This window comes from Trueperaceae bacterium (assembly GCA_036381595.1).
Taxonomy (GTDB): domain Bacteria; phylum Deinococcota; class Deinococci; order Deinococcales; family Trueperaceae; genus DASVCN01.
In genome coordinates this window covers 22,584-44,285 of the sequence record DASVCN010000007.1, presented here as the reverse complement: position 1 = coordinate 44,285, position 21,702 = coordinate 22,584, and the positions used below count along the sequence as shown (strand labels likewise).

19 protein-coding genes, 1 tRNA gene and 1 pseudogene are annotated in these 21,702 nt (G+C 66.7%); 9 read left to right on the top strand and 12 right to left on the bottom strand.

Annotated elements, in window-relative coordinates; all coding sequences use genetic code 11:
• Positions 1–128: 128 nt before the first annotated feature.
• Both VF168_01855 and VF168_01850 read left to right on the top strand, forming a co-directional pair.
• Positions 129–1,274: a LysM peptidoglycan-binding domain-containing protein gene (locus VF168_01855; protein HEX7002914.1), complete on the top strand. Its 1,146-nt coding sequence runs from the start codon at positions 129–131 to the stop codon at positions 1,272–1,274.
• A gap of 76 nt (positions 1,275–1,350) precedes the next feature.
• Complete coding sequence (locus tag VF168_01850; GenBank protein ID HEX7002913.1) at positions 1,351–2,145, top strand: metallophosphoesterase; 795 nt, start codon at positions 1,351–1,353, stop codon at positions 2,143–2,145.
• A 9-nt stretch (positions 2,146–2,154) separates the two neighbouring features.
• Here VF168_01850 and VF168_01845 read toward each other — a convergent pair whose 3' ends face one another.
• The 5 genes from VF168_01845 to VF168_01825 form a co-directional block, all read right to left on the bottom strand.
• The gene (locus tag VF168_01845) at positions 2,155–4,338 is read right to left on the bottom strand and encodes a DUF3048 domain-containing protein (protein ID HEX7002912.1); all 2,184 of its coding nucleotides are present in this window, start codon (positions 4,336–4,338) and stop codon (positions 2,155–2,157) included.
• The gene (locus VF168_01840; GenBank protein HEX7002911.1) at positions 4,339–4,743 is read right to left on the bottom strand and encodes a biopolymer transporter ExbD; all 405 of its coding nucleotides are present in this window, start codon (positions 4,741–4,743) and stop codon (positions 4,339–4,341) included.
• Positions 4,740–5,414, bottom strand: coding sequence for a MotA/TolQ/ExbB proton channel family protein (locus VF168_01835; protein HEX7002910.1), 675 nt, complete (start codon positions 5,412–5,414; stop codon positions 4,740–4,742). The genes VF168_01840 and VF168_01835 overlap by 4 nt, the downstream gene beginning before the upstream one ends.
• A gap of 92 nt (positions 5,415–5,506) precedes the next feature.
• Positions 5,507–8,290, bottom strand: coding sequence for a phosphoenolpyruvate carboxylase (gene ppc, locus VF168_01830; GenBank protein HEX7002909.1), 2,784 nt, complete (start codon positions 8,288–8,290; stop codon positions 5,507–5,509).
• Positions 8,291–8,315: 25 nt separating this feature from the next.
• The gene (locus tag VF168_01825) at positions 8,316–9,089 is read right to left on the bottom strand and encodes a TIGR00282 family metallophosphoesterase (protein HEX7002908.1); all 774 of its coding nucleotides are present in this window, start codon (positions 9,087–9,089) and stop codon (positions 8,316–8,318) included.
• 95 nt (positions 9,090–9,184) lie between these two features.
• Here VF168_01825 and VF168_01820 point away from each other — a divergent pair, with 95 nt between their 5' ends.
• Both VF168_01820 and VF168_01815 read left to right on the top strand, forming a co-directional pair.
• Entirely contained in the window at positions 9,185–9,646 is a 462-nt protein-coding gene (locus VF168_01820) for an Lrp/AsnC family transcriptional regulator (GenBank protein ID HEX7002907.1), read from the top strand.
• A 1-nt stretch (position 9,647) separates the two neighbouring features.
• Positions 9,648–10,811, top strand: coding sequence for a GNAT family N-acetyltransferase (locus tag VF168_01815; GenBank protein HEX7002906.1), 1,164 nt, complete (start codon positions 9,648–9,650; stop codon positions 10,809–10,811).
• Positions 10,812–10,894: 83 nt separating this feature from the next.
• Here VF168_01815 and VF168_01810 read toward each other — a convergent pair whose 3' ends face one another.
• The 4 genes and pseudogenes from VF168_01810 to VF168_01795 all read right to left on the bottom strand — a co-directional run bounded on the left by VF168_01810 (position 10,895) and on the right by VF168_01795 (position 13,552).
• Complete coding sequence (locus VF168_01810; protein ID HEX7002905.1) at positions 10,895–11,371, bottom strand: DMT family transporter; 477 nt, start codon at positions 11,369–11,371, stop codon at positions 10,895–10,897.
• A 9-nt stretch (positions 11,372–11,380) separates the two neighbouring features.
• A pseudogene (locus tag VF168_01805) lies at positions 11,381–11,668 on the bottom strand (EamA family transporter).
• A gap of 128 nt (positions 11,669–11,796) precedes the next feature.
• Complete coding sequence (locus tag VF168_01800) at positions 11,797–13,350, bottom strand: ATP-dependent DNA helicase (GenBank protein HEX7002904.1); 1,554 nt, start codon at positions 13,348–13,350, stop codon at positions 11,797–11,799.
• Positions 13,351–13,464: 114 nt separating this feature from the next.
• Positions 13,465–13,552 (bottom strand) — tRNA-Leu (locus tag VF168_01795).
• A gap of 114 nt (positions 13,553–13,666) precedes the next feature.
• Between VF168_01795 and trmH the strand changes: the two genes are divergently transcribed.
• From trmH to lipA, 5 genes are all read left to right on the top strand, one after another.
• Positions 13,667–14,311: a tRNA (guanosine(18)-2'-O)-methyltransferase TrmH gene (trmH, locus tag VF168_01790; protein ID HEX7002903.1), complete on the top strand. Its 645-nt coding sequence runs from the start codon at positions 13,667–13,669 to the stop codon at positions 14,309–14,311.
• A gap of 4 nt (positions 14,312–14,315) precedes the next feature.
• The gene (locus VF168_01785; protein HEX7002902.1) at positions 14,316–15,248 is read left to right on the top strand and encodes a hypothetical protein; all 933 of its coding nucleotides are present in this window, start codon (positions 14,316–14,318) and stop codon (positions 15,246–15,248) included.
• A gap of 50 nt (positions 15,249–15,298) precedes the next feature.
• On the top strand, positions 15,299–16,462 hold the full coding sequence (locus tag VF168_01780; GenBank protein HEX7002901.1) for a PQQ-dependent sugar dehydrogenase: 1,164 nt from the start codon (positions 15,299–15,301) through the stop codon (positions 16,460–16,462).
• A 70-nt stretch (positions 16,463–16,532) separates the two neighbouring features.
• The gene (gene lipB, locus VF168_01775) at positions 16,533–17,174 is read left to right on the top strand and encodes a lipoyl(octanoyl) transferase LipB (GenBank protein HEX7002900.1); all 642 of its coding nucleotides are present in this window, start codon (positions 16,533–16,535) and stop codon (positions 17,172–17,174) included.
• 35 nt (positions 17,175–17,209) lie between these two features.
• Positions 17,210–18,115, top strand: coding sequence for a lipoyl synthase (lipA, locus tag VF168_01770; protein HEX7002899.1), 906 nt, complete (start codon positions 17,210–17,212; stop codon positions 18,113–18,115).
• 67 nt (positions 18,116–18,182) lie between these two features.
• Here lipA and VF168_01765 read toward each other — a convergent pair whose 3' ends face one another.
• Genes VF168_01765 through VF168_01755 form a run of 3 tightly spaced genes read right to left on the bottom strand, consistent with a single transcriptional unit; the run spans position 18,183 to position 21,689 of the window.
• Entirely contained in the window at positions 18,183–18,716 is a 534-nt protein-coding gene (locus tag VF168_01765) for an inorganic diphosphatase (GenBank protein ID HEX7002898.1), read from the bottom strand.
• A 12-nt stretch (positions 18,717–18,728) separates the two neighbouring features.
• Positions 18,729–19,316 (bottom strand): pyridoxal 5'-phosphate synthase glutaminase subunit PdxT, encoded by a 588-nt coding sequence (pdxT, locus tag VF168_01760; GenBank protein ID HEX7002897.1) that lies wholly within the window; start codon positions 19,314–19,316, stop codon positions 18,729–18,731.
• 51 nt (positions 19,317–19,367) lie between these two features.
• On the bottom strand, positions 19,368–21,689 hold the full coding sequence (locus VF168_01755; protein HEX7002896.1) for a transglycosylase domain-containing protein: 2,322 nt from the start codon (positions 21,687–21,689) through the stop codon (positions 19,368–19,370).
• Positions 21,690–21,702: the final 13 nt, after the last annotated feature.

Below are 21,702 nucleotides of genomic sequence, written 5' to 3'. Positions count from 1 at the left end.
TCTCAATTCCCTCGGGAAACGGAATCCGCTCGAACCGGAAGTGCGATATGAGCCGAATGTGCGTCAGGACCCAAATCGTAATGTTTCTCAAATTCCATACTTCTCATTTGCTGTTAAACTGTCGCACAATGCCCGTCCAGCGCCGCTTTCTTCACGTCGTCCTCCTTCTCGTCATCCTCGCCTGGGCAAGCGCGCAGGAGATCACGGTCAAGCCTGGTGACACCCTTTGGGATCTCGCCAGACGTCACGGCACCACGGTGGAGGATCTCAAGGCCGCCAACGGTCTGGTAGGGAACGACCTGCAGCCCGGCATGACGCTCGCTCTGCCAGGGGGAGCCGACCCGGCCCCGTCGAGCTACACGGTGAAAGCGGGCGACACGCTCTATGAGATCGCTACCGCCTTCGACACCACGGTCGACCGGCTCATCGCCTACAACGACCTCGACGGTACCGTCATCCGGCCCGGTCAGACGCTTAGCATCGTGGCAACCGACGCGGACCTGGTCCCGCTGGAGGTTACCGTCTCTCCGGGTGACACCCTCTGGGCGATAGCACGAGAGAACGACGTGACGGTGGACGCGCTGGCTTCGGCAAACGGGATCATGGCTAGCGCGGTCCTCCGGCCCGGTACGACCCTCACCGTGCCCGGCCGTTACGGCGGCGGCCATCAGGACCAGGGCGGTGCCGTCGCACCCATAATCACCGTGGCTCCCGGGGACAGCCTCTCGGCCATCGCTCGTCGCCACAACACCACCGTTTCGGCGTTGATGGCCGCGAACGAGTTGGGCAGCACCACCATCAGGGTCGGCCAGCGACTGAAGATCGTGCCCGGCAGCGAGCTCGTCAGAGCGGCTCGCGAGCTTCCCCCGGCGGCGCTGACGGCCGGGATGCTCTGGCCCCTGACCGGGGAGATCACCTCCCGCTTCGGATACCGCAGGTTGCGGATCGGCGGAACAAACATGCATTACGGTCTGGACATCGACGGAGAGAGCGGCGACCTAATACGGGCGGCAGTGCCGGGCGTCGTCACCTTCGCCGGCTGGCAGGGCGGCTACGGCTACCTGGTCGTGATCGAGAACGAGGGAACCGAGTACTACTACGCTCACGCCTCGATGCTGACTGTTAACGTGGGCGATGTGGTCACGGCGGGTCAGGTCATCGCAACGGTCGGCAGCACCGGGCGCAGCACCGGTTCACACCTACACTTCGAGATCAGGGTCAACGGCACGCCCGTCGATCCCCTCCCGATCCTCCAGACCCAGGCGCGACGCTGAGCAGCGCCTCAGGCGAAGCGGACGGGCCACTACGCACGTCCCGCTGCCCCTAGCTGCCCGCTGACGGAAGGCACTCGTGCACCTGGTCATCGTCGGAGACATCCACGCCCAAGCCGAGAAGTTCTGGCGCATCCTGCTCGAGGCGGGCATCGCCGACGAGGAGGGCGAGCCGAGCGCGAGACTCCTCGAGGACGATCAGACACGGCTGGTGTTGCTGGGAGACCTCGCCCACGCCAAGAGCAGGGAGCAGTACGGGATCCTGGCCGACGTAAGACGCTACGACGAGTACAACCCGCGTCACCTGCGCAAGGCCGAGGCTGCCCAGGAGCGTTTCCTCTACCGGGTGAAGGAGTTCCAGGAGACACTCCCGGAGGGACGCATGACCATCCTGATGGGCAACCACGATCACAACGCGGCACACCCCGAGCAGGGACCGCTGCGCACCGACGACGTCACCCACCTGGAGTGGAAGGAGGCGCACGGGGGCGAACTGCCTGCCGACCTCAGGGAGTGGATGAGTTCCTGGCCCCACGAGCTCGTTCTAGAGGACCTCCACTTCGCGCACGTCGGGCCTCTGCCGGAGCACAACACGTTCGACACCGAGTTCTACCTGGAGAACCGCCGGCGCTGGATCTACGAGGAGCGCGACTGGCTCGAGGGCACCGACTACAGGTTGGGCGTGTACGGGCACACACCCGTTCGCGGCGGCGTCAACCTCACCTCCAAGGGCCGTGTGATCCTGCTCGACACCAACGGTCACGGCGAGGAGTACTGCTTCCTCGAGATAGACACGACCCCAACGAATTACCGCCTCAAGATGCGCGGGCTCTTCTTCGACGAGATCGTGAGCCGCCAGGCGGGCGGCTCCTAGGGGACGGGGCTAGCGGCTGGCCACCTGCGCGAATCCGGGAGCGAAGAGCATCCAGGTCCGGAACGGCGCCAGGTCCATCTGTTCGCCGTCATCGCTGACGAAGAGTATCCCCTCCCCCTCTTGCGGCGCAGGCTGCCACCGTCCCGGGATCGCCTTGCCGCGCAGGTAGAGTGTCGCTTCGCCCCCCCGCAACGGTATATAGAGCCGTCCCGCCGGGTCATCCGGAATCGGGCGGGCGTCGATCCGAGCCAGCAGAACAGCGTCCACGAAGACCGGCCTGCCGCTGGCATCGACAGCGGGATCGCCGTTGCGCACCCAACGGTAGATGTCCAGCTCCCTGATATACGCGAATCCGCTGCTGTAGTTGGCGCCGAAACTGACCTCGACCGCCTCGGCTTCCGGCGCCTCCTCGGGCGGCCGGGGCACCACTCCCCGCATCTCGAGCGACTGGCCGAGACTCAACCGGTTGATCGCGTCGCGCAGGGAGTTCCCGCTCGAATAGAGGTTGTAGGGCGCCTCTCTGCCCTGGCCCCTGGAGAAGAGCTCGCCGAACCTGTAGGCGTTCAGGGTCGGCAGCCTGCCCCGATCGATCGCGGCGAGAGCCGCCGGGGAGCCGCCGTCGTGGACGAGGATGCCGTCGAACCGGCGGGCGAGGTCGACGAAGTAGTCGCGGGCGCTGCGGATCGGCCCGACCCGCTCCGGATCGACCTGGTCGTAGATCGCCATGAGTCGGGTGAGGCCGCCCTCGACCGGCATCTCTGCGATCGCGGTAGCCTCGGCCAGGCCGGCCTGAGGGTAGCCGCGGAAGTTGTCGAGCAGTACGGCGAGGGGTCTCAGGCGACTGTCGCGGAACGGCACCTCGGGCCGCAATGCGGTCGCTCCATCGCCGGCACCGGGGGCGGCGACGGCTGCCCTACCAAGGTTGCCGGCGAGCGCACCTTCATCGGGGTTCACCTGCGCCGGCCGATCGGAGTTCCCTCCCGCCTGTCGCTCATCTATCCGGTTGCTGGGGTTCTGAGCGGCACCGGCAGGGGCAGCACCGGCCATCGCGGCGCCCAGTGCCGGCAGAGGGGCCGTCACCTGAGCGCTCACTGTCGGCGCCGGTATGTCCCTCGGCCTGTCCACCACGACCTGCGCTGCCACGGTCACCGGCCGCGCAGTAGGTACCTGAGCCTGGGCGCCCGGCGTGGGGATGGTCGTGGCCTGCGCTACCTCGGCCTCCACCCCAAGTAGCGGCACGGGCGCCGCTGCCGCCACACTCGCCGATACCTGCGGAGTCGGCAGGGCGGTGGGCGCTGCCACGCTGGCGGTCGCCTGCGGTCGCGGCACGGGTACGGCGGCAGCAACCTGGGCTGTGGCGCCTGGCTGCGGCACCGGTACGGCCTGAGCAACCTCTGCCCTCGCACCCGGCATGGGAACTGCCTGCGCCGCCGCCACCTGAGCGCTTGCGTTGGGAGCGGGTATCGCCCGAGGCGGCGCGACGTTCGCGGTGGCGTCGGGACTCGGAATCTCCTCGGGCGCAGCCACCCGGACCGACGGGGTCACGGCCACCGTCAGCGCCTCAGGCACCTCCACCGTCGCAGCGGGCTGCGGGATGCGGATCGCCTGTTCGGCCGGCCGCGGCTCGAGATCGACCTCGTCTATCTCCGGCAGGACCGTGGCGGCCGTTGCCACCGGCAGGTCGGTCGCCGGCTGCGGAGCAGGGGCACGCACCTGGGGTACCGGCGCGACCGGCGGTTCGTCGCTCTGCGCCACCTCCTCGGCAGGCGCCGGGGTGGGTGTGGCGGCAACCGAGGGTCGAGCCCGAGACTCTTCCTCGGCTACCTGTGGTGGCGCGGGTTGTGGCGGCGCCGGCTGGGGTTGCCGCGTCACCTCCTCCGGTTCCGGGGCTACCGACTCGACCTGCTCGGCTGACCTCGCCTGGGGTTCACCGCTCTGCTGCTCCGCCACCCGGGGCAGCGGGGCGGTTGGCGCCGCCTCCTCGTTGGCGGCCGCTTCGCTCACCTGCTCGGAAGGGGCGGGAGTACCCAGCTCGATGACGATGAACTCGGGGAGCGGTACCTCTTTGGGCTGCGACAACCAGAGGACGAAGAGCAGGAGGACGCACAGGTGTGCCGCCAGCGAGAGCATCCCTGCTCTGCGCCGGTCGGCGTCCTCCCAGAAACTCCTCAGACCGCTCCGGAAGCTCTCCACTCAGCCACCCGTGGCGATGGAGATGCGCTGCGCTCCCGCCTGCCTGATGAGGTCCATCACTCGCACGATGAGGCCGTGCGGAACGGACTGGTCGGCCCGCAATACGACCGTGCCCTGACCACTCGCCTCGAGCCGCGTACGGAGGGCGGCAGCCAGGTCTGCCTGTTGAACCTGCGAGCCGGCGACGAAGATCGCCCCCTCGCTGTTGACGGTAACCGTGGGAACCTCGCTCGACTGAGCCGTCGCGCTCTGGGCTTGCGGCAGGTCCACCGGCAGGCCCGACTCCAAGGTGATGAAGGTCGTCGACACCATGAAGAAGATGATCAGCAGGAACACCACGTCGACCATCGGCGTCAGGTCGAGGAGGGTGGGCTGACGGTTGTAGTAGCGGGTCTGTCGTCTCATGCTTCGGAGGGCAGCGGGTCGTAGCTGGGCTCGCTCCTCTTCTCGTCTCGCTTCTCGTCGCGCCGGCCCTTCACCACCTGGACGATGTTCCCCATCAGCTCCTCGCGCCGCCGTTCGATCTCGAGCATGATGCTGTCGACCCGGCTGGCGAGGTAGTTGACGCCGATGAGCGAGGGTATGGCCACGATTAGGCCGGCCGCGGTCGTGACCAGCGCCTGGCCGATGCCGTCGGCCAGTGCGGCGGGGTTGCCGGTCCCCTGCTGTGAGATCTCGCCGAAGGCGATGATCATGCCTGTGACGGTGCCCAGCAGGCCCAGCAGCGGGGCGATCTGAGCGATCGTAGAGAGCGGCCGGATGCCCCTGGAGAGCCGCTGCTCTTCCTGCAGCGTCGCCTCCTGGAAGGCCGCTGCCACCGCGTCACGGCCGTACGGGAGGCTCCGCAGGGCAGACTGGATCACCCTGGCTACAGGCCCACCGTGGCGTTCGCAGGCGGCCAGAGCCAGATCGAGGTCGCGGTCGCGGATGGCGGCGTTGACCTTGTTCATCAGGGCGTCGGCCTCCACCCTCTCCTTCGACAGCTTCAGGAAGCGCTCGAGGAACAGGTAGAGGGCGTAGAGAGAAACGAGAAGTATGGCGACCAGGACGATGCCGCCGCTCAACAGTAGTTCCACGTCAGCTCCTCACCGATATCAGCCCATGGTATCGAACGATTCCTTCGTACCAGATGAGAGGATGCACGCTCAATGCTAACGCCGGAAGCGGTTCAGCCGGTGTTGCGCAGGCCAGCCGAGATCCCGATGAGCGTGACGAGCATGGCGTACTCGAGCTCCTCACGGCCCTGCTCGTCCCCTCCGTTGCGCAGACGCTTGAGCAGTTCGACCTGCAGATGTGAAATCGGATCCACATACGGGTTGCGCAGCTCGATCGCCCGGGCGAGGGTCAGGTCGTGCTCGAGCAGCGGCGAGCCGGTAGCCAGCTCGACCAGCTCGACCGAGAGCCGGTGCTCACGCTCGATGAGAGGCCAGAAGCGCTCCCTCAGCTCCGGCTCGACCAGCTCGAGGTAGCTCTGGAAGATGCCCATGTCGGCCTTGGCGAGGCTCATCTGGGCGAAGTCGAGGATGGTCCTGAAGAAGGGCCACTCCCGGTACATGCTGCGGAGCTCCTCCGCCTCGAGCACGCTCAGCCCGCTACCCAGCCCGAACCATCCCGGCAGGTTAGCGCGGCACTGGGTCCAGGAGAAGACCCAGGGGATGGCGCGCAGGTTCGAGAGCGATCTGCCCCCCTTGCGATGAGCCGGCCGCGACCCTATCTGCAGCCGGCTGATCTCGCCGATCGGCGTCACCTGGTGATAGAAGTCGAGGAAGCCCGGGGCTTCCAGCAGTTCCCGGTACTTGAGACGCGCCTGATCGGCCGCGCGGCCGGCGGCCTCGCGGAAGCGGTCCGGCAACTCCTCCAGCGAACGGGCGTCCCGGGCGGAGGAGAGGATGAAGGCGTAAGCGACCTGCTCCAGGTGGCGGTGAGCGAGATCCGGGTCGGTATACCGGTCGCTTAGCGCCTCACCCTGTTCGGTGATGCGCATACGCCCGCCCAGCGAGCCGGGGGGTTGGGCCAGGATCGCCTGACCGCTGGGACCTCCGCCACGCCCTATCGAGGTGCCGCGGCCGTGGAACAGCCTCAGCTTGATGCCCGCCTCGCGGCAGACTCGGGCTATCCCCTCCTGAGCCTCGTAGAGCGCCCAGTTGGCGGCCAGGAAGCCGGCGTCCTTGTTCGAGTCGGAGTAGCCGATCATCACCTCCTGGATGCCCCTGGCCTCCACGTGCCGGCGATAGCCGGGCAGGGAGAAGAGCTCCTCCAGGACTTGCGGCGCCCGCTTGAGGTCGTCGCCGGTCTCGAACAGTGGAGTCGCGTCGATGTCGAGGAATCCCGCCTGCTTGGCGAGGATGAGTACCTCGAGCACGTCGCTGACGCCTTCGGTCATGGAAACGATGTAGCTGCCCACGGCGGGCTCGCCGAAGCGACGCCGGGCGCCGCGCATCGCCCGCAGGAACGCCAGCGCCTTCTCCGTCTCCTCTGCCAGTTCGGCGCCCTCGGGGGCGAGGGGTCTGCGGTCGGCGATCTCGTTCGCCAGCAGCCGCACGCGCGCCGTTTCGGGCAACCGTTCGTACTCCTCGGTGACGCCGCCGTAACGCAGCAGGTCGGCAACCGCGGTCTCGTGTACGCGTGAGTGCTCGCGCAGGTCGATCGCGGCCAGGTGGAAGCCGAAGGCAGCCGCCCGGTAACGGGTGGGCCTGACGAAAGCTCGAACGACTCGCTGTCCGGGGCCCTGCGCCAGAGTTTCCTCGATGAGTCGCAGGTCGGCTTCGAACGCTTCGATGCCGCCAGGGTAGGCGGCGCCGCGGTCGTCGTCGGGGGCCCTCTGCGCTTCCGCGCGCAGGAAGGCATGGATGTGGAAGAGCTTCTGGCGGAACGGCTCGCCGGCGAAACGGTCGGGCAGACCGTGCAGTTCGTTGAGGCGCTCCAGGTCTTCGCGGAACTCCGGTGTGAGCGGCACCCGCTTCTCCCACTGCGAGAGCCGCTGCACCAGCCCATCGACATCGCGCAGCAGACGCTCGACGGCGACCTCGGACTGCAGTCTGAACGCCTCCCGGGTGGTGTCCGGCTCGACGAACGGGTTGCCGTCCCGGTCGCCCCCGATCCAGGAGCGGAAGCGGATCACCGGCGGCAACGGCTCCTCGGCCACGTCGCGCGGAGCTTCGCCCGCTCCATCCTCTCCACCCCGGCCGAAGTAACTCTCGAGCGCTCCCTCCATGTCGAGCATCAGCTGGGGAACGGCGTCCAGGAGCGACTGCCGGAAGTAGTAGAGGGCGCTCTTGACCTCGTCTATCACCGTCGGCTTTACCGAGAAGAGCTCCCTGGTCTGCCACAGGGTGGCGACCTCGGCGTGGATCTCGTCCTCCAGGTCGCTCCGTTGCCGCGGCGAGAGGTCGTGCTCGGACAGCCTGCGCATGGCCGACGCGATCCGCTCCAGCTTGAGCCTGATGGTGTAGCGCTTCACCTCGGTCGGATGCGCGGTCATGGTGAGCTCGATGTCGAGCTCCTCGATGAAGCGCCGGACCTCACCTCGCGACCAGCCCTGGTCCCGCAGGGACTTCACCGCCGCTGCCACCGACTCGCTGCGCGGCGCTTCCAGGGTCGAACTGCCCTCCCGGAGCCTGTTGACCCTCACCCGGTGGATCTCCTCGGCGAGGTTTATCAGCTGGAAGTAGACCGTGAACGCCCGCAGCACCCGGTCGGCTCGCTCGAGCGAGAGGCCTTCGAGCAACTCCTTCAGCTCGCGCTGTAGCTCGGGCCGGGGATCGCCCCTGAGTCGCTTGGTGAGAAGCCGTACCCTTTCCACCAGCTCGAAGAGCTCCGGGCCCTCGAGCTCCCGTATCACGTTGCCCAGGGTGCTGGCGAGGAAGTCTACATCGGCCCTCAGCCGTGCGAACGCCTCTTCGCGTCCTGACGCTTCCCCGGTCGTCTGCCGCTTGGTCAACTGGTCGCCCATCGGCGGATTCTACCCCCGCTCTCCCCTACTCCGGCCCATCCGCCTGCCACTGGATCCGCTCGATCCTCTTCGCCCGACCGCCCCTGATCTCGATTGAGACGGCACAGAGGGTACCTGGCCGGTCGGCAGGCCTGAATCGCCGGGGCATCTTGGTGACGAAGCGGTAGTGGACCTCTTCGAAGTTCATCCCCAGCGAGGAGAACTGCACGCCCGACATCCCGACGTCGGTGATGTAAGCGGTTCCGTCGGCGATCGTCTCGTCGGCCGTCTGAACGTGCGTGTGAGTGCCCACGACGGCGCTCGCGCGGCCCGCCAGGTGAAAACCCATCACCTTCTTCTCGGAGGTCGCTTCGGCGTGGAAATCGACGATCAGTGCTTCGCCCGGCGTCACACCTTCGACCACGCTGTCGAGCGCGCGGAACGGATCGTCGAGGGCATCCATGTAGACCCTGCCCATCGCCTGTGCGACCGTCACCCGCTCTCCGCCTCGGGCGACGAAGCTGGCGTGCCCGAGGCCGGGCGTCCCCGGCGGGTAGTTGAGAGGACGAAGCAGCCGAGGCGTCTCCTCGAGCAGTTCGACGACCTCTGCCTGATCCCAGGTGTGGTTGCCCAGGGTCACGACGTCGATCCCCATCTCGCGAAGTTGCTCGAAGTGCTTACGGGTGATGCCGTAACCGCCGGCCGCGTTCTCGCCGTTGGCGACGACGAAGTCGTAACGATCACCGAACCTCTCCAGGTAGGCGGCCGTCACCTCGAGACCGGGTTTGCCGAAGACGTCGCCGATGAAGAGGGCATGCATCGGCGTAGGTTACCAGCAGCACGCTGGCACCGGGTCGGGAAGCTCGGCTGCATCGGTCTTTCGGTCATCACCTGAGTGGTACTCTTTGCGGAGCCATGAACTTCGACGCAGTCGACCGTCAGATCCTGCAGATCCTCCGCGAAGACGGCCGCGCATCCCACGCCGCCCTGGCGAAGGCCGTCGGCCTCTCGGCACCCGCCGTGGGCGAGCGGGTGAGGAAGCTCGAACAGGCCGGTGTGATCCAGGGGTATCGGGCGGTGCTCGATGCCGACCGGTTGGGCCTGGGGATCTGCGCGTTCGTAGCGATAGCGCCTCAGCCCAGGAAGCCGGCCGCTCATCTGGTGGAGAGGCTCCTTGGCCTTCCGGAGATCGAAGAGCTGCACGCCGTGGCCGGGAACTACGCCTACATCGCCAAAGTGCGGGTGCCCAACACCCAGGCTCTCGACGGCTTCCTCGATCGGCTATTCATGCTCGAAGGCGTCGAGCGGACCGAGACGACGATGGTCCTGAGGACCAACGTCGAGCGGCCCATGCACCTGCCGTTCGACCACGATTGAGATGAGCGAGATCCGCGATCTGGGTCGGGACGATCTCGACCTCTTCCTCGAGGTGCGGTCGGTCTCCTTCCCGCCGTGGGAGCTGGACGAGCAGACCTACCGGGAGATAATGGCGAAGCGGTTGCCGTACAGCCGCGCGATGTTCGTCAACGCCCGGATCGCCTGCGTGATCACCGTCTATCCGATGACCATGTACCTGGCGGGCACCGAAGTCCCGATGGGAGGGCTGGCCGGCGTAGCTTCGGCCCCTCAGTACCGCCGCCGCGGGCATATCCGCAACCTGCTGCTCGCTGGCCTGAAAGAGTTGCACGAAGATGGGGTGGGCTGGTGCCTGGAGTACCCGTTCGACCCGCGCTTCTACAGCCGGTTGGGCTGGCAATCGGTGCCCTCCTCGGTCGACCTGGAGTTACCGATCGACTACCTCTACAGCGGTCAGCCTCCGGCGGCGGAGCCCCTGGAGCTGTCTCGCTTCGCCGAGATGGCGCCCATCTACGAGGCCTGGGCGAAGGGTCACAACTTCTGCCTGACCCGAAGGGAAGACCCGCGCGAGGCATGGAAGCGACTGGTGAGCGAGTGGTGGCTCGAGGCCCCTACCTTCCTCTACCGGTTCGAGGATGCCTACTTGCTCTTCGCGCTCTCTCGTGACGAGGGACGCACCCTGCTGACGGTCGAGGATTACGCCTACCGGGCTCCCCGGGGGAGGAGCGACCTGCTCGCCTTCATCGGCTCCATGCAGGGTCAGGTGGACGCGGTGCGGCTCAGCCTGCCGGCCGACGACCCCCTGGCCCTCGACCACCGCACCCGTCACTCGCGCTCCCGCTGGCCGATGCAGGCCCGGATCGTCGACCTCTCGGCCGCCCTTGGGCCGCTGGCGAGCGATCGCGAGGAGAGTTTTACCCTGAGGCTGCACGATGCGTCCTGCCCGTGGAACGAGGGGACTTTCAGCGTGCGCACCGGTCCGGATGGAACTGCAATAGAGGCCAAGGCAGGAGCGCCTGACGTAGAGCTACGCGTGGAGACTCTGCCCCTCCTGCTCACCGGCCTGATGCCGCCTCGGGCCGCGCTCCAGCACGGTGCGGCGACCGGCAGCGTCGAGGCGCTCGACGCGATCGCGGCGCTGGGCGGGAGGCGCGCTCCGTTCATGGCCCGGGCGGACGCCTTCTGAGGTCCCTCCGGTTCAACTGTCGTCACTCCCCGGTCGAGGTCTTCTTCGCCTGCCTGCGCTGCGCCCCGCCCCTGCGACAGCTCTCACTCCCAGGTAGGCAATCCCGCACCCGCGCGGGCTCGGGTTCGCTGCTCCCGCACCGAGATGACAACGCCGCTGGTCACGATCACGGCCACGCCCACCCAGGTCCAGGCGTCCGGGAAGTCGCCGAACACCACCAAACCCACCACGGTCGCCGTGACGATCTCGAAATAGCCGGCCGGTGCCAGCAGAGAAGCCGGGGCCAGGTCGAACGCCCAGATCACGAGCAGATGCCCGACCGCGGCCAGTAGACCCATGAGGACCATCAGGCCGAGGTCGGCGAGGCTGGGAGCCTGCCACACGAAGAGGGCCACGAACGACATCACCACGGCGCCAACCAGAGCCGTATAGGCGAGCGTGACGAGGGGCGGCGCGCTGCCAGAGAGCTTGCGGGTGACCAGGAGGTAGAGGCCGTGGACGGTGCCGGCGGCGACCGCCAGCAAGCCGGTCAGCTCGAATGCGCCGGTTCCGGGCCGCATCACTATCCACACCCCAACGAAGCCTGCCATCACCGCGACCCTGCGGGGCCATCCCACCCTCTCCTTCAGGAGGAAGGGCGCCAACGCCGTCACCACCAGAGGCGATACGAAGAAGAGCGCCAGCGCGTTGGCGAGCGGCATACGCGAGATCGCCGCGAAGAAGAGCATGGTGGCGGCCAGCAGGAGGGCTCCCCGAAGGAGCTGCACTTGGGGCCGCCTGGGCCACAGTGATCTCGGGCCGTAGCGCCAGAGGAGCAGCGGCAGCATCGTCAGCAGATGGAAGGAGTAGCGCGCCCATACGACCTGGAGGAGCGGTTAACTCTGGCTGAGGTGCTTGGCCATCCCGTCCATCACCGGAAGCAGGGCCGTCGCGCCCAGCATCAGGAGGAAGCCGAGGAGAGGCTGTTGCCGGGGCGCCGACGCGCTCAACTGTCGACCGTGACGGCCTCGAGGAACCAGGCGGGCAACCTGTTGCGTTGCCGCCTGAGGAACGACGGGAAGTCGGCATCGAGGAGGTAGGTGATCGCGAAGTCGTCGCGACTCCGGACCGAACGCCCGTAGGCCTGCACCACCGTAAGGCAGGTCCGCCAGTCGTACCAGGAGGGGTCGAGGTCACGCCGCCTCGCTACCTGCGGATCTCCGAGGTATGGGTAGGGGATCTTGCAGATCACCTGCCAGCGCGAGAGTTCGCCGGCCAAGTCGATCCCTTCGGTCATGCTGGGAGTCAGCAGGACGGTGGGGTCCGCGCTGCGGACGTGCGCTTCGAGCGCGGCGTCCCGGCCGCCGGCGTCGTCGTGGGTGATGAGCCTGGCACGTTGGTGCCGGGGCAGGTTGGCAGCGAGGTGACGGCTTATCCGGTATGAGTGGCCGTGGATCACCCCCTTCTCGTCCGGGTGGTCGTCGAGCACTCGCGCGACCGCGGCAACGAGCTTGGGCAGGTCGCGGTCGAGCTGGTGCCGCGTCAGCTTGGCGGTCGGCCTGACCCGAACGGGACGGTTCTCGGGTGGGAAGTCGGACTCGACCCGGATGACAGCCGCTTCCTCGGGGTCGATACCGAGCGAGGAAAGGTAGGTGGCTGCGTCGAGGATGGTCGCAGAGAGCATGAGGACCCGCTCGCCGAAGCCGAACAGCAGAGGCTCGGCGAAGCTCGCTACCCGTACCGGTTTGAAGGTCAGGCTCTGGCCACCAGCTTCCTGGCGGCGCTCCACCGTCCAGTCGACCAGTTCGTCATCGAGACTTTCCAGAAGCAGCCGCAGACGGGCGCCCTGGTTGTCGAGCCACCGTTTGGTCTGCAGGTTGGCCAGTTCGATCTCGCTGCCCGACTCGGTCTTGCGCAGCTCGAGGTCGACCTCGCGGGCGCGACCCACCAGCCGAGGGAGCAGTTCCTCGACGAAATCGAAGTAGTCCATCTGGTCCTGTACGAAGGGGATGCGCTCCCCGATGCCTACCCGCGCCAGGGAGCTGTCGGAGATCGTGACCTGGACGAAGCCCATCAGTGAGGACTCGGCGTTGTGGGCCTCGTCGAGCACGAGCAGTTCCCGGGGCGGGAAGCCCCCCGAGTAGTTGAGTTCGGCCAGGTAGTAGGCGTAGTTCATGATCGTATTCGAGGCGGCGATCGCCTCATCCTTGGCGGTGAAGTAGGGGCAACGGTCGCAATCGGGGAAGCGCCGCCCCGCGATGCAGGGGGCAGCGGCCGCGTGGGTGGGAGCCACGAGACACTCGTAGTTGGACCGGCCCTTCATGAGGGCGAGGTCAGGGAAATCCCTGACGTACTGGTCCTGCAGGATCTTCTGCGCGGTGAGCAGATAAGAGCTGTTGGCTTCCCTCGCCAGAGTGACGGCTATGGCGGACTTGCCCGAGCCGGTAGGCGCCTCGATGACTACGAACCGTTTACCCGAACTGAAAGCTTCCCTGGCTGCCTCTATGGCTTCCCGCTGGCCCTGTCGGTAGCTCTTGAAGGGGAAGGTCGCAGCAGGCACATCGAAGGCTACCAGAGCGGCGGGTCCGGCGACGAGAAGGAGGCGGCAGTTGCCCTCGGCAGGTTGAGGGACGCACCCGGAACGACGAAAGCCAGCCGGATAGGCTGGCTCGTGTGGTGCCGAGGAGGGGACTTGAACCCCTACGCCCTCAACGGGCACTAGCCCCTCAAGCTAGCGCGTCTACCAATTCCGCCACCTCGGCACGTAAGGGGGTCGGACGCAACGAGAATGATACGTGCCTGAGCGAAGTGGTGTCAAGCAATGGCGGACCGTCGGCCGTTTTGACGGAAGCCCGTCCACGACGTATTCTTCCGAGGTGAAAAAGGCTCGCTACAGGCGCATCAGGGAGGTACTGGAGAAGCGCCAGCCGGACCTGACCGTCCTCGCCGAGGACGTCTACAAGCCTCACAACCTCTCTGCCATGCTGAGGTCGTGCGACGCCGCCGGCATCGGGGTGGTGCACGCTGTCACACCGACAGGAGGGGTGCCGACCTTCAACGAGACCAGCGCCGGTGCTCACAAGTGGGTCGACCTGGAGCTTCACGGGGAGATCGCCGGGGCGTTCGAGCAGCTGCGCGAGCGGGGGATGCAGATCCTCGCCGCCCACTTCTCGGAGAGGGCCCTCGACTACCGGGACGTCGACTACACCAGGCCCACCGCGGTCCTCTTCGGGAACGAGAAACGGGGGGTGAGCCAGTTCGCCGCTGCGCGGGCCGACGAGCACATCGTCATCCCGATGCTGGGCATGGTCGAGTCTCTCAACGTCTCGGTAGCAACCGCAATTATCCTGTTCGAGGCGCAGCGTCAGCGGCGCCAGGCGGGGATGTACCGCTGGCCGCGACTGTCGGAGAGGGAGATCAACGACCAGGCTTTCCGCTGGCTCTACCCCCGCGAAGCAGCCATCTTCGAGAGCAGCGGCACAGCTTTCCCTCTCCTCGACGAGGACGGTAGCTACACTTGAGACGATGGCCCTTACGTTCCAGGAGCTCCGCCAGGAGTTGTTCCGCCTTTACGAGGGGCGGCGCTACGCCGAGGCGACCGAACTGTTGCGCTCTGGCTTGGAAGACCATCCGACGGAACTGCCCCGGATCACCTTCTGGCTTGCCTGTCTCGAGTGCAGGGCAGGACGACCGTCGGCTGCGCTGGTGACACTTTCCGCCTACCTTTCCTCAGGCGGATGGATGAGCCCGCTCCACCTGAGGAACGATGACGACCTCGAGCCTCTGCGTGGCGACCCCGCGTTCGAGAGGATCGTCGCGGAGTGTGAGACCCGGCTCGAGGCCGAGAAGGGCCGCATCCAGCCGAAGCTGTTGCTCGAGTTGCCCGCGGCGTCATCCGACGCTGTCCCGCCGCTCCTCATGGCCCTCCATATGATGGGCGGCACTGCCGAAGAGAGCCTCTACCGGTGGCGACCGGCCGTCGACAAAGGGATGATGCTGGCCGCGCCCCAGGGGAGCGAACTGGTGGGTCCGGACGCGTACGCCTGGAACGAGAGAGCTGCCGCTGAACTGCGCACGCATCTGGGATTCATCGAACGAGAAGTTCATTACGACCCCGGTCGGCTGATCCTGGCCGGGGCCTCGCAGGGAGCGCGAATGGCCGTCCAGTTCGCTTGTCAGCGAGCCGTACCGTCCACTGCCTTCATCGCGCTGGTTGGCGCGCCCGCACCCGAGCGGATCGAACCCCACCTCGAGGCCGCACTAGGAGCCGGCCTGCGGGGCGTCTTCATCACCGGTGAACTCGACCCGGCGAGGAAGGGGATCGAGGCAACCTACAGCTTGCTGCAGCAGGCTGGCGTGCCCGTGCAACTCGAGGTCGTGCCCGGCCTGGGCCACGACTACCCCGCGAACCTCGCTGCCCTCCTCGGCGAAGCGCTCACCTTCCTGCACGGCCACTGAGGCCGTCCGCGTAACCTGGACACCTCCGTGCGCAGGCTCTACCCTTAGCCATGACACGCTCCAAGAGCCCGTTCCTGCTCGCACTCCTGCTAGCCCTGGTCGCTTGCGGCCACGATCACGTCGCTGCTCAAGAACCGCCCGACGAACCCCCGCAGCTCGCCCTGGAGGAGGTGGCCACGGGCCTGCAGTCACCCACAGCGATCGTCGCTCCGGGCGATGGCAGCGGCAGGATCTTCCTGCTCGAGCAGCCCGGCCGGATCCGGATCGCAGTCGACGGGCAACTGCTCCCCGAGCCGTTCCTCGACATCAGCGGGCAGATGAGCGCCGGCGGTGAACGCGGCCTCCTGGGGCTCGCCTTCCACCCCGAGTACGCCGACAATGGCCGCTTCTTCGTCGACTACACCGATCCGGCTGGTGACACCGTGGTGGCCGAGTACGCGGTTTCGACCGAGGATCCCGACCTCGCCGACCCGAACAGCCGGAGGGTCCTCCTCCAGGTGCCTCAGCCCTATCCGAACCACAACGGGGGTGGACTCGCCTTCGGGCCCGACGGATACCTCTACATCTCCCTGGGCGACGGCGGAGCCGGCGGAGATCCGCACGACAACGGCCAGGACCTCGGAACCCTTCTCGGGACCATACTCCGCATAGACGTCGACAGCGCCGAGCCGTACGGGGTCCCATCCGACAATCCCTTCGTCGACCAGCCGGGAGTTAGGCCCGAGATCTGGGCCTACGGACTCCGGAACCCGTGGCGCTTCTCGTTCGACCGTGAAACCGGCGACCTCTGGATCGCCGACGTCGGCCAGAACGTGTGGGAGGAGATCAACTTCCAGAGCGCCGCCGTGGGCGGGGGCCAGAACTACGGCTGGGACGTAATGGAGGGAGCGCACTGCTTCGAACCGGAGCAGGGGTGCGAGACCGAGGGACTCGTCCTGCCCGTGCTCGAGTACGACCACGACCTGGGTTGCTCGGTGACGGGAGGCTACCGCTACCGTGGCACCGCCATTCCGGGCCTACAGGGCGCCTACCTGTTCGGCGACTACTGCAGCGGTCAGATCTGGGGGGCCTACGGGGCGAACGACGAGTGGTCCTCGATCCCGCTCCTGCAGTCCGGCCTGCGGATATCTGCCTTCGGCGAGGATGACGAGGGGGAACTGTACGTGGCCGACCATGGCGGGGGGACTGTCTACAGGATCGTCCCGGCCCAGTAGCCGGGAGAGCGTTGTGCACTCTGCATCACGCCAGGCGCCGCCGGCGCCGGTCCGCTGTTATCCTCGGCGCATGGAACGCTTCGTAGTTCGCGATCTCGGCTCGATGCCTTACCGCGAGGCCTGGGACGTGCAACTCGAGACGCACGCGGCGGTCGCCACGGGGAAAGCTCCTCCTACCCTGCTGCTCGTCGAACATCCGCCGGTGATCACTTTCGGCCGGAAGGGGGGCCGCCACAACCTGCTCGCTCAGGAGTCGTTCCTGCGCGAGCACGGGTTCGACCTCTTCGACGTCGAGCGCGGTGGAGACGTCACCTACCACGGGCCCGGTCAACTGGTGGGTTATCCGATCTTCCACGTCGGCCGCAAGGTCCAGGAGTACCTGCGGGTGCTGGAGGCGGCGCTCGTCAGGGTGCTCGCCCGCTTCGGCATCGAAGGCGAAGGCAGTCCCGGTTACGCGGGGGTCTGGGTGGGCGACGAGAAGATCGTCGCCATCGGGGTGGCGATCAAGCAGGACGTCTCCTTCCACGGCTTCGCCTTCAACGTGCATACCGATCTGCGGCACTTCGACTACATAGTCCCTTGCGGGCTCGCCGACAAAGGCGTGACCAGTCTCTCGAAGCTTCTGGGCCGTGACGTGAGACTCGACGAGGTCAAGCCCCTCCTCATCGAATCGCTGCGGGAGGCTTTCCTCCCAGCGAAGGTGGCACAGTGATCAAGGTCGACGACATCAAGGTCATCAAGAACGGCATCCAGCGCAAGGGCGCTAAGAACGAACCGCGCCAGCCCAAGCCGGACTGGCTGCGGGTGAAGCTCCCGTCGGGCGGGCGCTACTCGCAGGTGCGGCAGAACGTCCGGTCGCACGGCCTCTCGACCGTGTGCGAGGAGGCGATGTGCCCGAACATCGGCGAGTGCTGGAACGCCGGGACGGCGACGATCATGCTGATGGGATCGGTCTGCACCCGCGCCTGCCGCTTCTGCGCCGTCGACACCGGCAACCCCAGGGGCCGGCTCGATCCCGATGAACCGCGTCTCGCGGCTGAATCGGTGAAGCTGATGGGGCTCAGCTATGTCGTCCTTACTTCGGTCGATCGCGACGACCTCCCGGATGGTGGAGCATCTCACTACGCTGCCTGCATCCGTAAGATCAAAGAGGTCAATCCGGAGACCTCGGTCGAGGCCCTCACTCCCGATTTTGCCGGTGATACCTCGGCGGTCCAAACGGTCCTCGACGCCGGCATCGAAGTGTACGCCCAGAACATCGAGACGGTAAGGAGACTGACCCATCCGGTTCGCGACCCCAGGGCCTCCTACGACCAGACTCTGTCGGTGCTCGCCTACGCCAAACGGTCGCGACCCGACGTCCTGACCAAGACCAGCCTGATGCTCGGGCTGGGAGAGACGGAACCCGAGATCCACGAGACGATGGACGACCTGCGCGAGATCGGAGTCGACATAGTCACCTTCGGCCAGTACCTGCGACCCACGCCGAGTCACCTGCCGGTGGAGCGGTTCGTGACCCCCGAGGAGTTCGCCGAGCTGCGCAGAGTAGGCCTGGAGAAGGGCTTCCTGGAAGTGGTCTCGGGGCCGCTCGTTCGCTCCTCCTACCGAGCGGAGCGGGCACTCGAGAAGAACAACGTGGGACTGGGGGTCTAACCCGATTCCGCCCTGCCCGGATAGTCCTGTTGGGCACCGCGGACGCCTGGCGACCGGCGATCCACTGTCAGACGGCTTCCGACACCCGTTCCCGGAACCGAGCGATGCAACGGCGGATGAGGTCATGCGCCTCGTCCAGGCCCCGCCATCCGTCGACGCGGGTCTCCTTGCCCTCCAGTTCCTTGTAGATGTTGAAGAAGTGCTCGATCTCCCTGAGTCGATGGCGCGAGATCGTGTCGATGTGCCGGTTCCCGTCGTAACGGGGGTCGTGGGCCGGTACGGCCAGGAGCTTCTGATCCTCCCCCTTCTCGTCGCTCATCTCGAGGTAGCCGAGCGGTCGAACGGTGAGAACGGCTCCCGGGAAGGTAGGGGAGTTGATGAGGACCAGAACGTCGACAGGGTCGCCGTCATCGGCTAGAGTGCCCGGCACGAAGCCGTAATCGCCCGGGTAGTGCATCGGGCTGTACAGGACCCGATCTAGCCTGAACACGTTCAGCTCCGGGTCGTACTCGTACTTGTTGGAACTGCCCATCGGCACTTCGATCACGACATCGATCAGGTCCGGAGCCTTCGGCCCTGCGGGCAGATGGTATAGGTTCATCACGCCCCAAACCTACCCCGCAGCGAGGACTGGGCCTGCAACCTGGTTCAAGAAGTACTCGTGCACCCGGTCGTCGCCGCTCAGCTCCGGATGGAACACTCCGGCTATCACTCGGCCCTGCCTGACCATCACCGGGTCTCCCTCCAGCTCGCCCAGGACCTCCACGGCTGGCCCGGCCCGAACGATGCGTGGCGCCCTGATGAACACCGCCCGGAATGCTCCTTCCATCCCCTCGATCTCGAGGTCGGCTTCGAAAGACGCCACCTGTCGCCCGTAGGCGTTGCGTTCGACGGTGATGTCGAGGAGCCCCAGGGTAGGCTGACCGGGCCGGCCAGAAATCTCCTGCGCTACGGCTATGGCGCCGGCACACGTGCCCCAGATAGCGCCGCCCGACCGGTGGTACTCGCGCAAAGCGTGGTCGAGCCCGTAGCTGCTCATCAGCTTGGCCATCGTCGTCGATTCCCCGCCGGGGATGACCACGCCTGAGAGACCCTCCAGATGCCTGGGAAGGCGCACCTCGATGACCTGGGCGCCCAGGCGCTCGAACGCCAGGCGATGCTCGCGGAAAGCACCTTGGAGAGCGAGGACACCGATCTTCATGGCGTCATCATGCCACCGCTTTAACGCACCGGTACGCAAGCGCGCTACCGCCTACTGAGGTATCGCGTCGAACCCGTCGGAGTCGTCCTCGTCGGACGCTTCCCCGGCCGCCGGAGCGGCACTGGTGGCCAGCAGTCGGTCGAGCTCTTCAGGACTGAGCCGACGGATCTCCAGGTACTCGAGAGGCGTCGAAGCCGTCGCCCGCTCGCCCGTACGGGTGTCTACGGGTATCTCGATCTGGATGCCTCCGGCGAACGACTGGCCGCTCAGGTCGGTACTGGGCCGGAAGGCGCCCACCACCCCGTTGTCCTCGACCAGCGCCCCGGTTCGCAGGTCGAACTCGTGGAACACGACGCCGTCGGGCACCGGGAAGCTGTCGGCCGTCTGCTTGCCACTGAGGGCGTCGGCAACGAAGTCTCGCCAGACGTACACTGGCGGCCGCGAAGAGTTGACGATCTCGGTACCGCCGCCGGGTAGCGCCATGGTTTCGGGTAACGATGTGTTGTCGTCGTTGCCGATCCAGACGGCCGCCACCATGCCCGGTGTCATCCCGACGAACCAGATGTCGCGGTCTTCGTTCGAGGTCCCGGTCTTGCCGGCAACCCACTCGCCTGCCATCGGTCCCGCGGCTGCTCGCCAGGAGTAGCCGGTAAGGCTGCCTCCGCGGTCACGATCGGCCACGTTGCCGTGCATCATGTCGAGCATGATGTAGGCCGTCTGCTCGGACCAGACCCTTACCCTGCGAGGGTCGGCCTCGTAGAGCACGTTCCCCTCCGAGTCCTCCACCCGCTCGATCAGGTGCGGCTCGACCCAGACGCCTCCCTGCGCGAACGATGCGATCGCCGCGGCGTGAGTGAGCGGTGTCGTGCCGAACGCCCCGAGGGCGAGAGAGTAGAACGGTTCGACGTTGTCGTAGCCCAGCTCCCGGGCTCGCTGGGCTACCGCCTCCGGCGAAGCAGCCTCGAGCGCCTTGACGGCCGGGATGTTCCTCGAGTGGTCGAGGTGGTAACGGACGGTCGCGGGGCCGTCGAACGTTTCGTCGGCGTTCTGAGGCTCGTAGGCCGGCCTGCCGACCTGCTCGAAGGAAGCTGGTTCGTCGACGAGCACCGTGGCCTGGTTGATGGCTCCCTGCTCTATCGCGGTGGCGTAGACGACCGGCTTGAACGAAGAGCCTGGGTGCCGGTAGGCCTGTGTCACGCGGTTGAACTCTTCGCTGTAGGCGCCGTCGGGGCTCAGCTTCTCCCCCACCATGGCGAGGATCCGGCCGGTGTCCGGCTCCAGGCCTACGATCGCCAGCTGGGCACCGGGGGGCACCACCGCGTCGGCCGAGGCCTCGTTGGCGGCAACCTGCGCCTGATAGTCGATCGTGGTGTATACCTTGAAGCCTCCCGAGCCGAATACCACGTTCTCGCCGTAACGGTCGGTCAGCCAGTTGCGCACCGCGATCACCACGTGAGGCGAGAGATCCGATGAGACCGTGGTGCGGATGAGGGGTCGTTCACCGGTGCGCTCGGCGCTGACGATGTTCCCTTCGCCGTCGTACTCGACCTCCCAGCCCCGCGGTTCGAGTGGTTCGCGCCAGGCGATCTCTGCCTGGGCGGCGGTGATCATGCCCTGCTCGACCATCTTGTCGAGCACCTGGCGCATCGAGGCGCGCGTCTCGCGAATCTCGTCGTGTCGCTCGTTAGGCGCCGGGATCAGGCGCGCAAGGTAGAGGCCCTCGGCCAGGCTCAGCTCGCTGGGCTCCTTGTCGAAGTACGCCTGGGCGGCAGAGCGGATGCCGTAGACGTTGCCGCCCCAGAAGATGACGTTGACGTATCGCTGGAGTATCTCTGCCTTCGTGAGCCGCCGCTCGAGCTCTACCGCAAGGAGCAACTCCTTGACCTTGCGCTCCAGCGACCGTTCGCTGCGGATCTCCCGCAGAACCGTGTTCTTGATGACCTGGGTGGTGATAGTCGAACCACCACGGTCCTCACCACCTATGAACTCCTCGTAGGTGGCGCGCAGGATGGCCGGGATGTCGAAACCGTAATGTTCGAAGAATTGGTCGTCCTCATAGGCCACGATCGCGGCTATGGCCGCGGGCGAGATGTCCTCGAGCGACACGGGTATACGGTTGGTGGTTACCCTGCCCTCGCCGGCGATCGGCAGGATCTCGCCGATCAGTCGCCCGTCGCGGGAGAACACCTGGGTCGTAGAGGTGTACTCGAGCGCGTCGAGCGGCTCGAGGCTGGGGAGTTCGCCCGCCCACTTGAGGGCCGACGCGGTGAGCAGCGAAGCGACCGACAGCACCGCCGTGAGAAACACGACCAGGAGCGTCTGCCACAGCTTGAGCTGAAGCTTGTCAGGTATTCTCTTGCGCTGTTGCGTCACCCTAACAACCGCC

Coding starts and splice junctions, on each gene's coding strand:
- ppc (HEX7002909.1), bottom strand. CDS start 8,290: ATGGGCGACCAGTTGACCAAGCGGCAGACGACCGGGGAAGCGTCAGGA.
- VF168_01785 (HEX7002902.1), top strand. CDS start 14,316: ATGGCCCTTACGTTCCAGGAGCTCCGCCAGGAGTTGTTCCGCCTTTAC.
- pdxT (HEX7002897.1), bottom strand. CDS start 19,316: ATGAAGATCGGTGTCCTCGCTCTCCAAGGTGCTTTCCGCGAGCATCGC.
- VF168_01855 (HEX7002914.1), top strand. CDS start 129: ATGCCCGTCCAGCGCCGCTTTCTTCACGTCGTCCTCCTTCTCGTCATC.
- VF168_01840 (HEX7002911.1), bottom strand. CDS start 4,743: ATGAGACGACAGACCCGCTACTACAACCGTCAGCCCACCCTCCTCGAC.
- VF168_01810 (HEX7002905.1), bottom strand. CDS start 11,371: ATGCGGCCCGGAACCGGCGCATTCGAGCTGACCGGCTTGCTGGCGGTC.
- lipB (HEX7002900.1), top strand. CDS start 16,533: ATGGAACGCTTCGTAGTTCGCGATCTCGGCTCGATGCCTTACCGCGAG.
- VF168_01765 (HEX7002898.1), bottom strand. CDS start 18,716: ATGAACCTATACCATCTGCCCGCAGGGCCGAAGGCTCCGGACCTGATC.
- VF168_01780 (HEX7002901.1), top strand. CDS start 15,299: ATGACACGCTCCAAGAGCCCGTTCCTGCTCGCACTCCTGCTAGCCCTG.
- VF168_01815 (HEX7002906.1), top strand. CDS start 9,648: ATGAGCGAGATCCGCGATCTGGGTCGGGACGATCTCGACCTCTTCCTC.
- VF168_01820 (HEX7002907.1), top strand. CDS start 9,185: ATGAACTTCGACGCAGTCGACCGTCAGATCCTGCAGATCCTCCGCGAA.
- VF168_01825 (HEX7002908.1), bottom strand. CDS start 9,089: ATGCATGCCCTCTTCATCGGCGACGTCTTCGGCAAACCCGGTCTCGAG.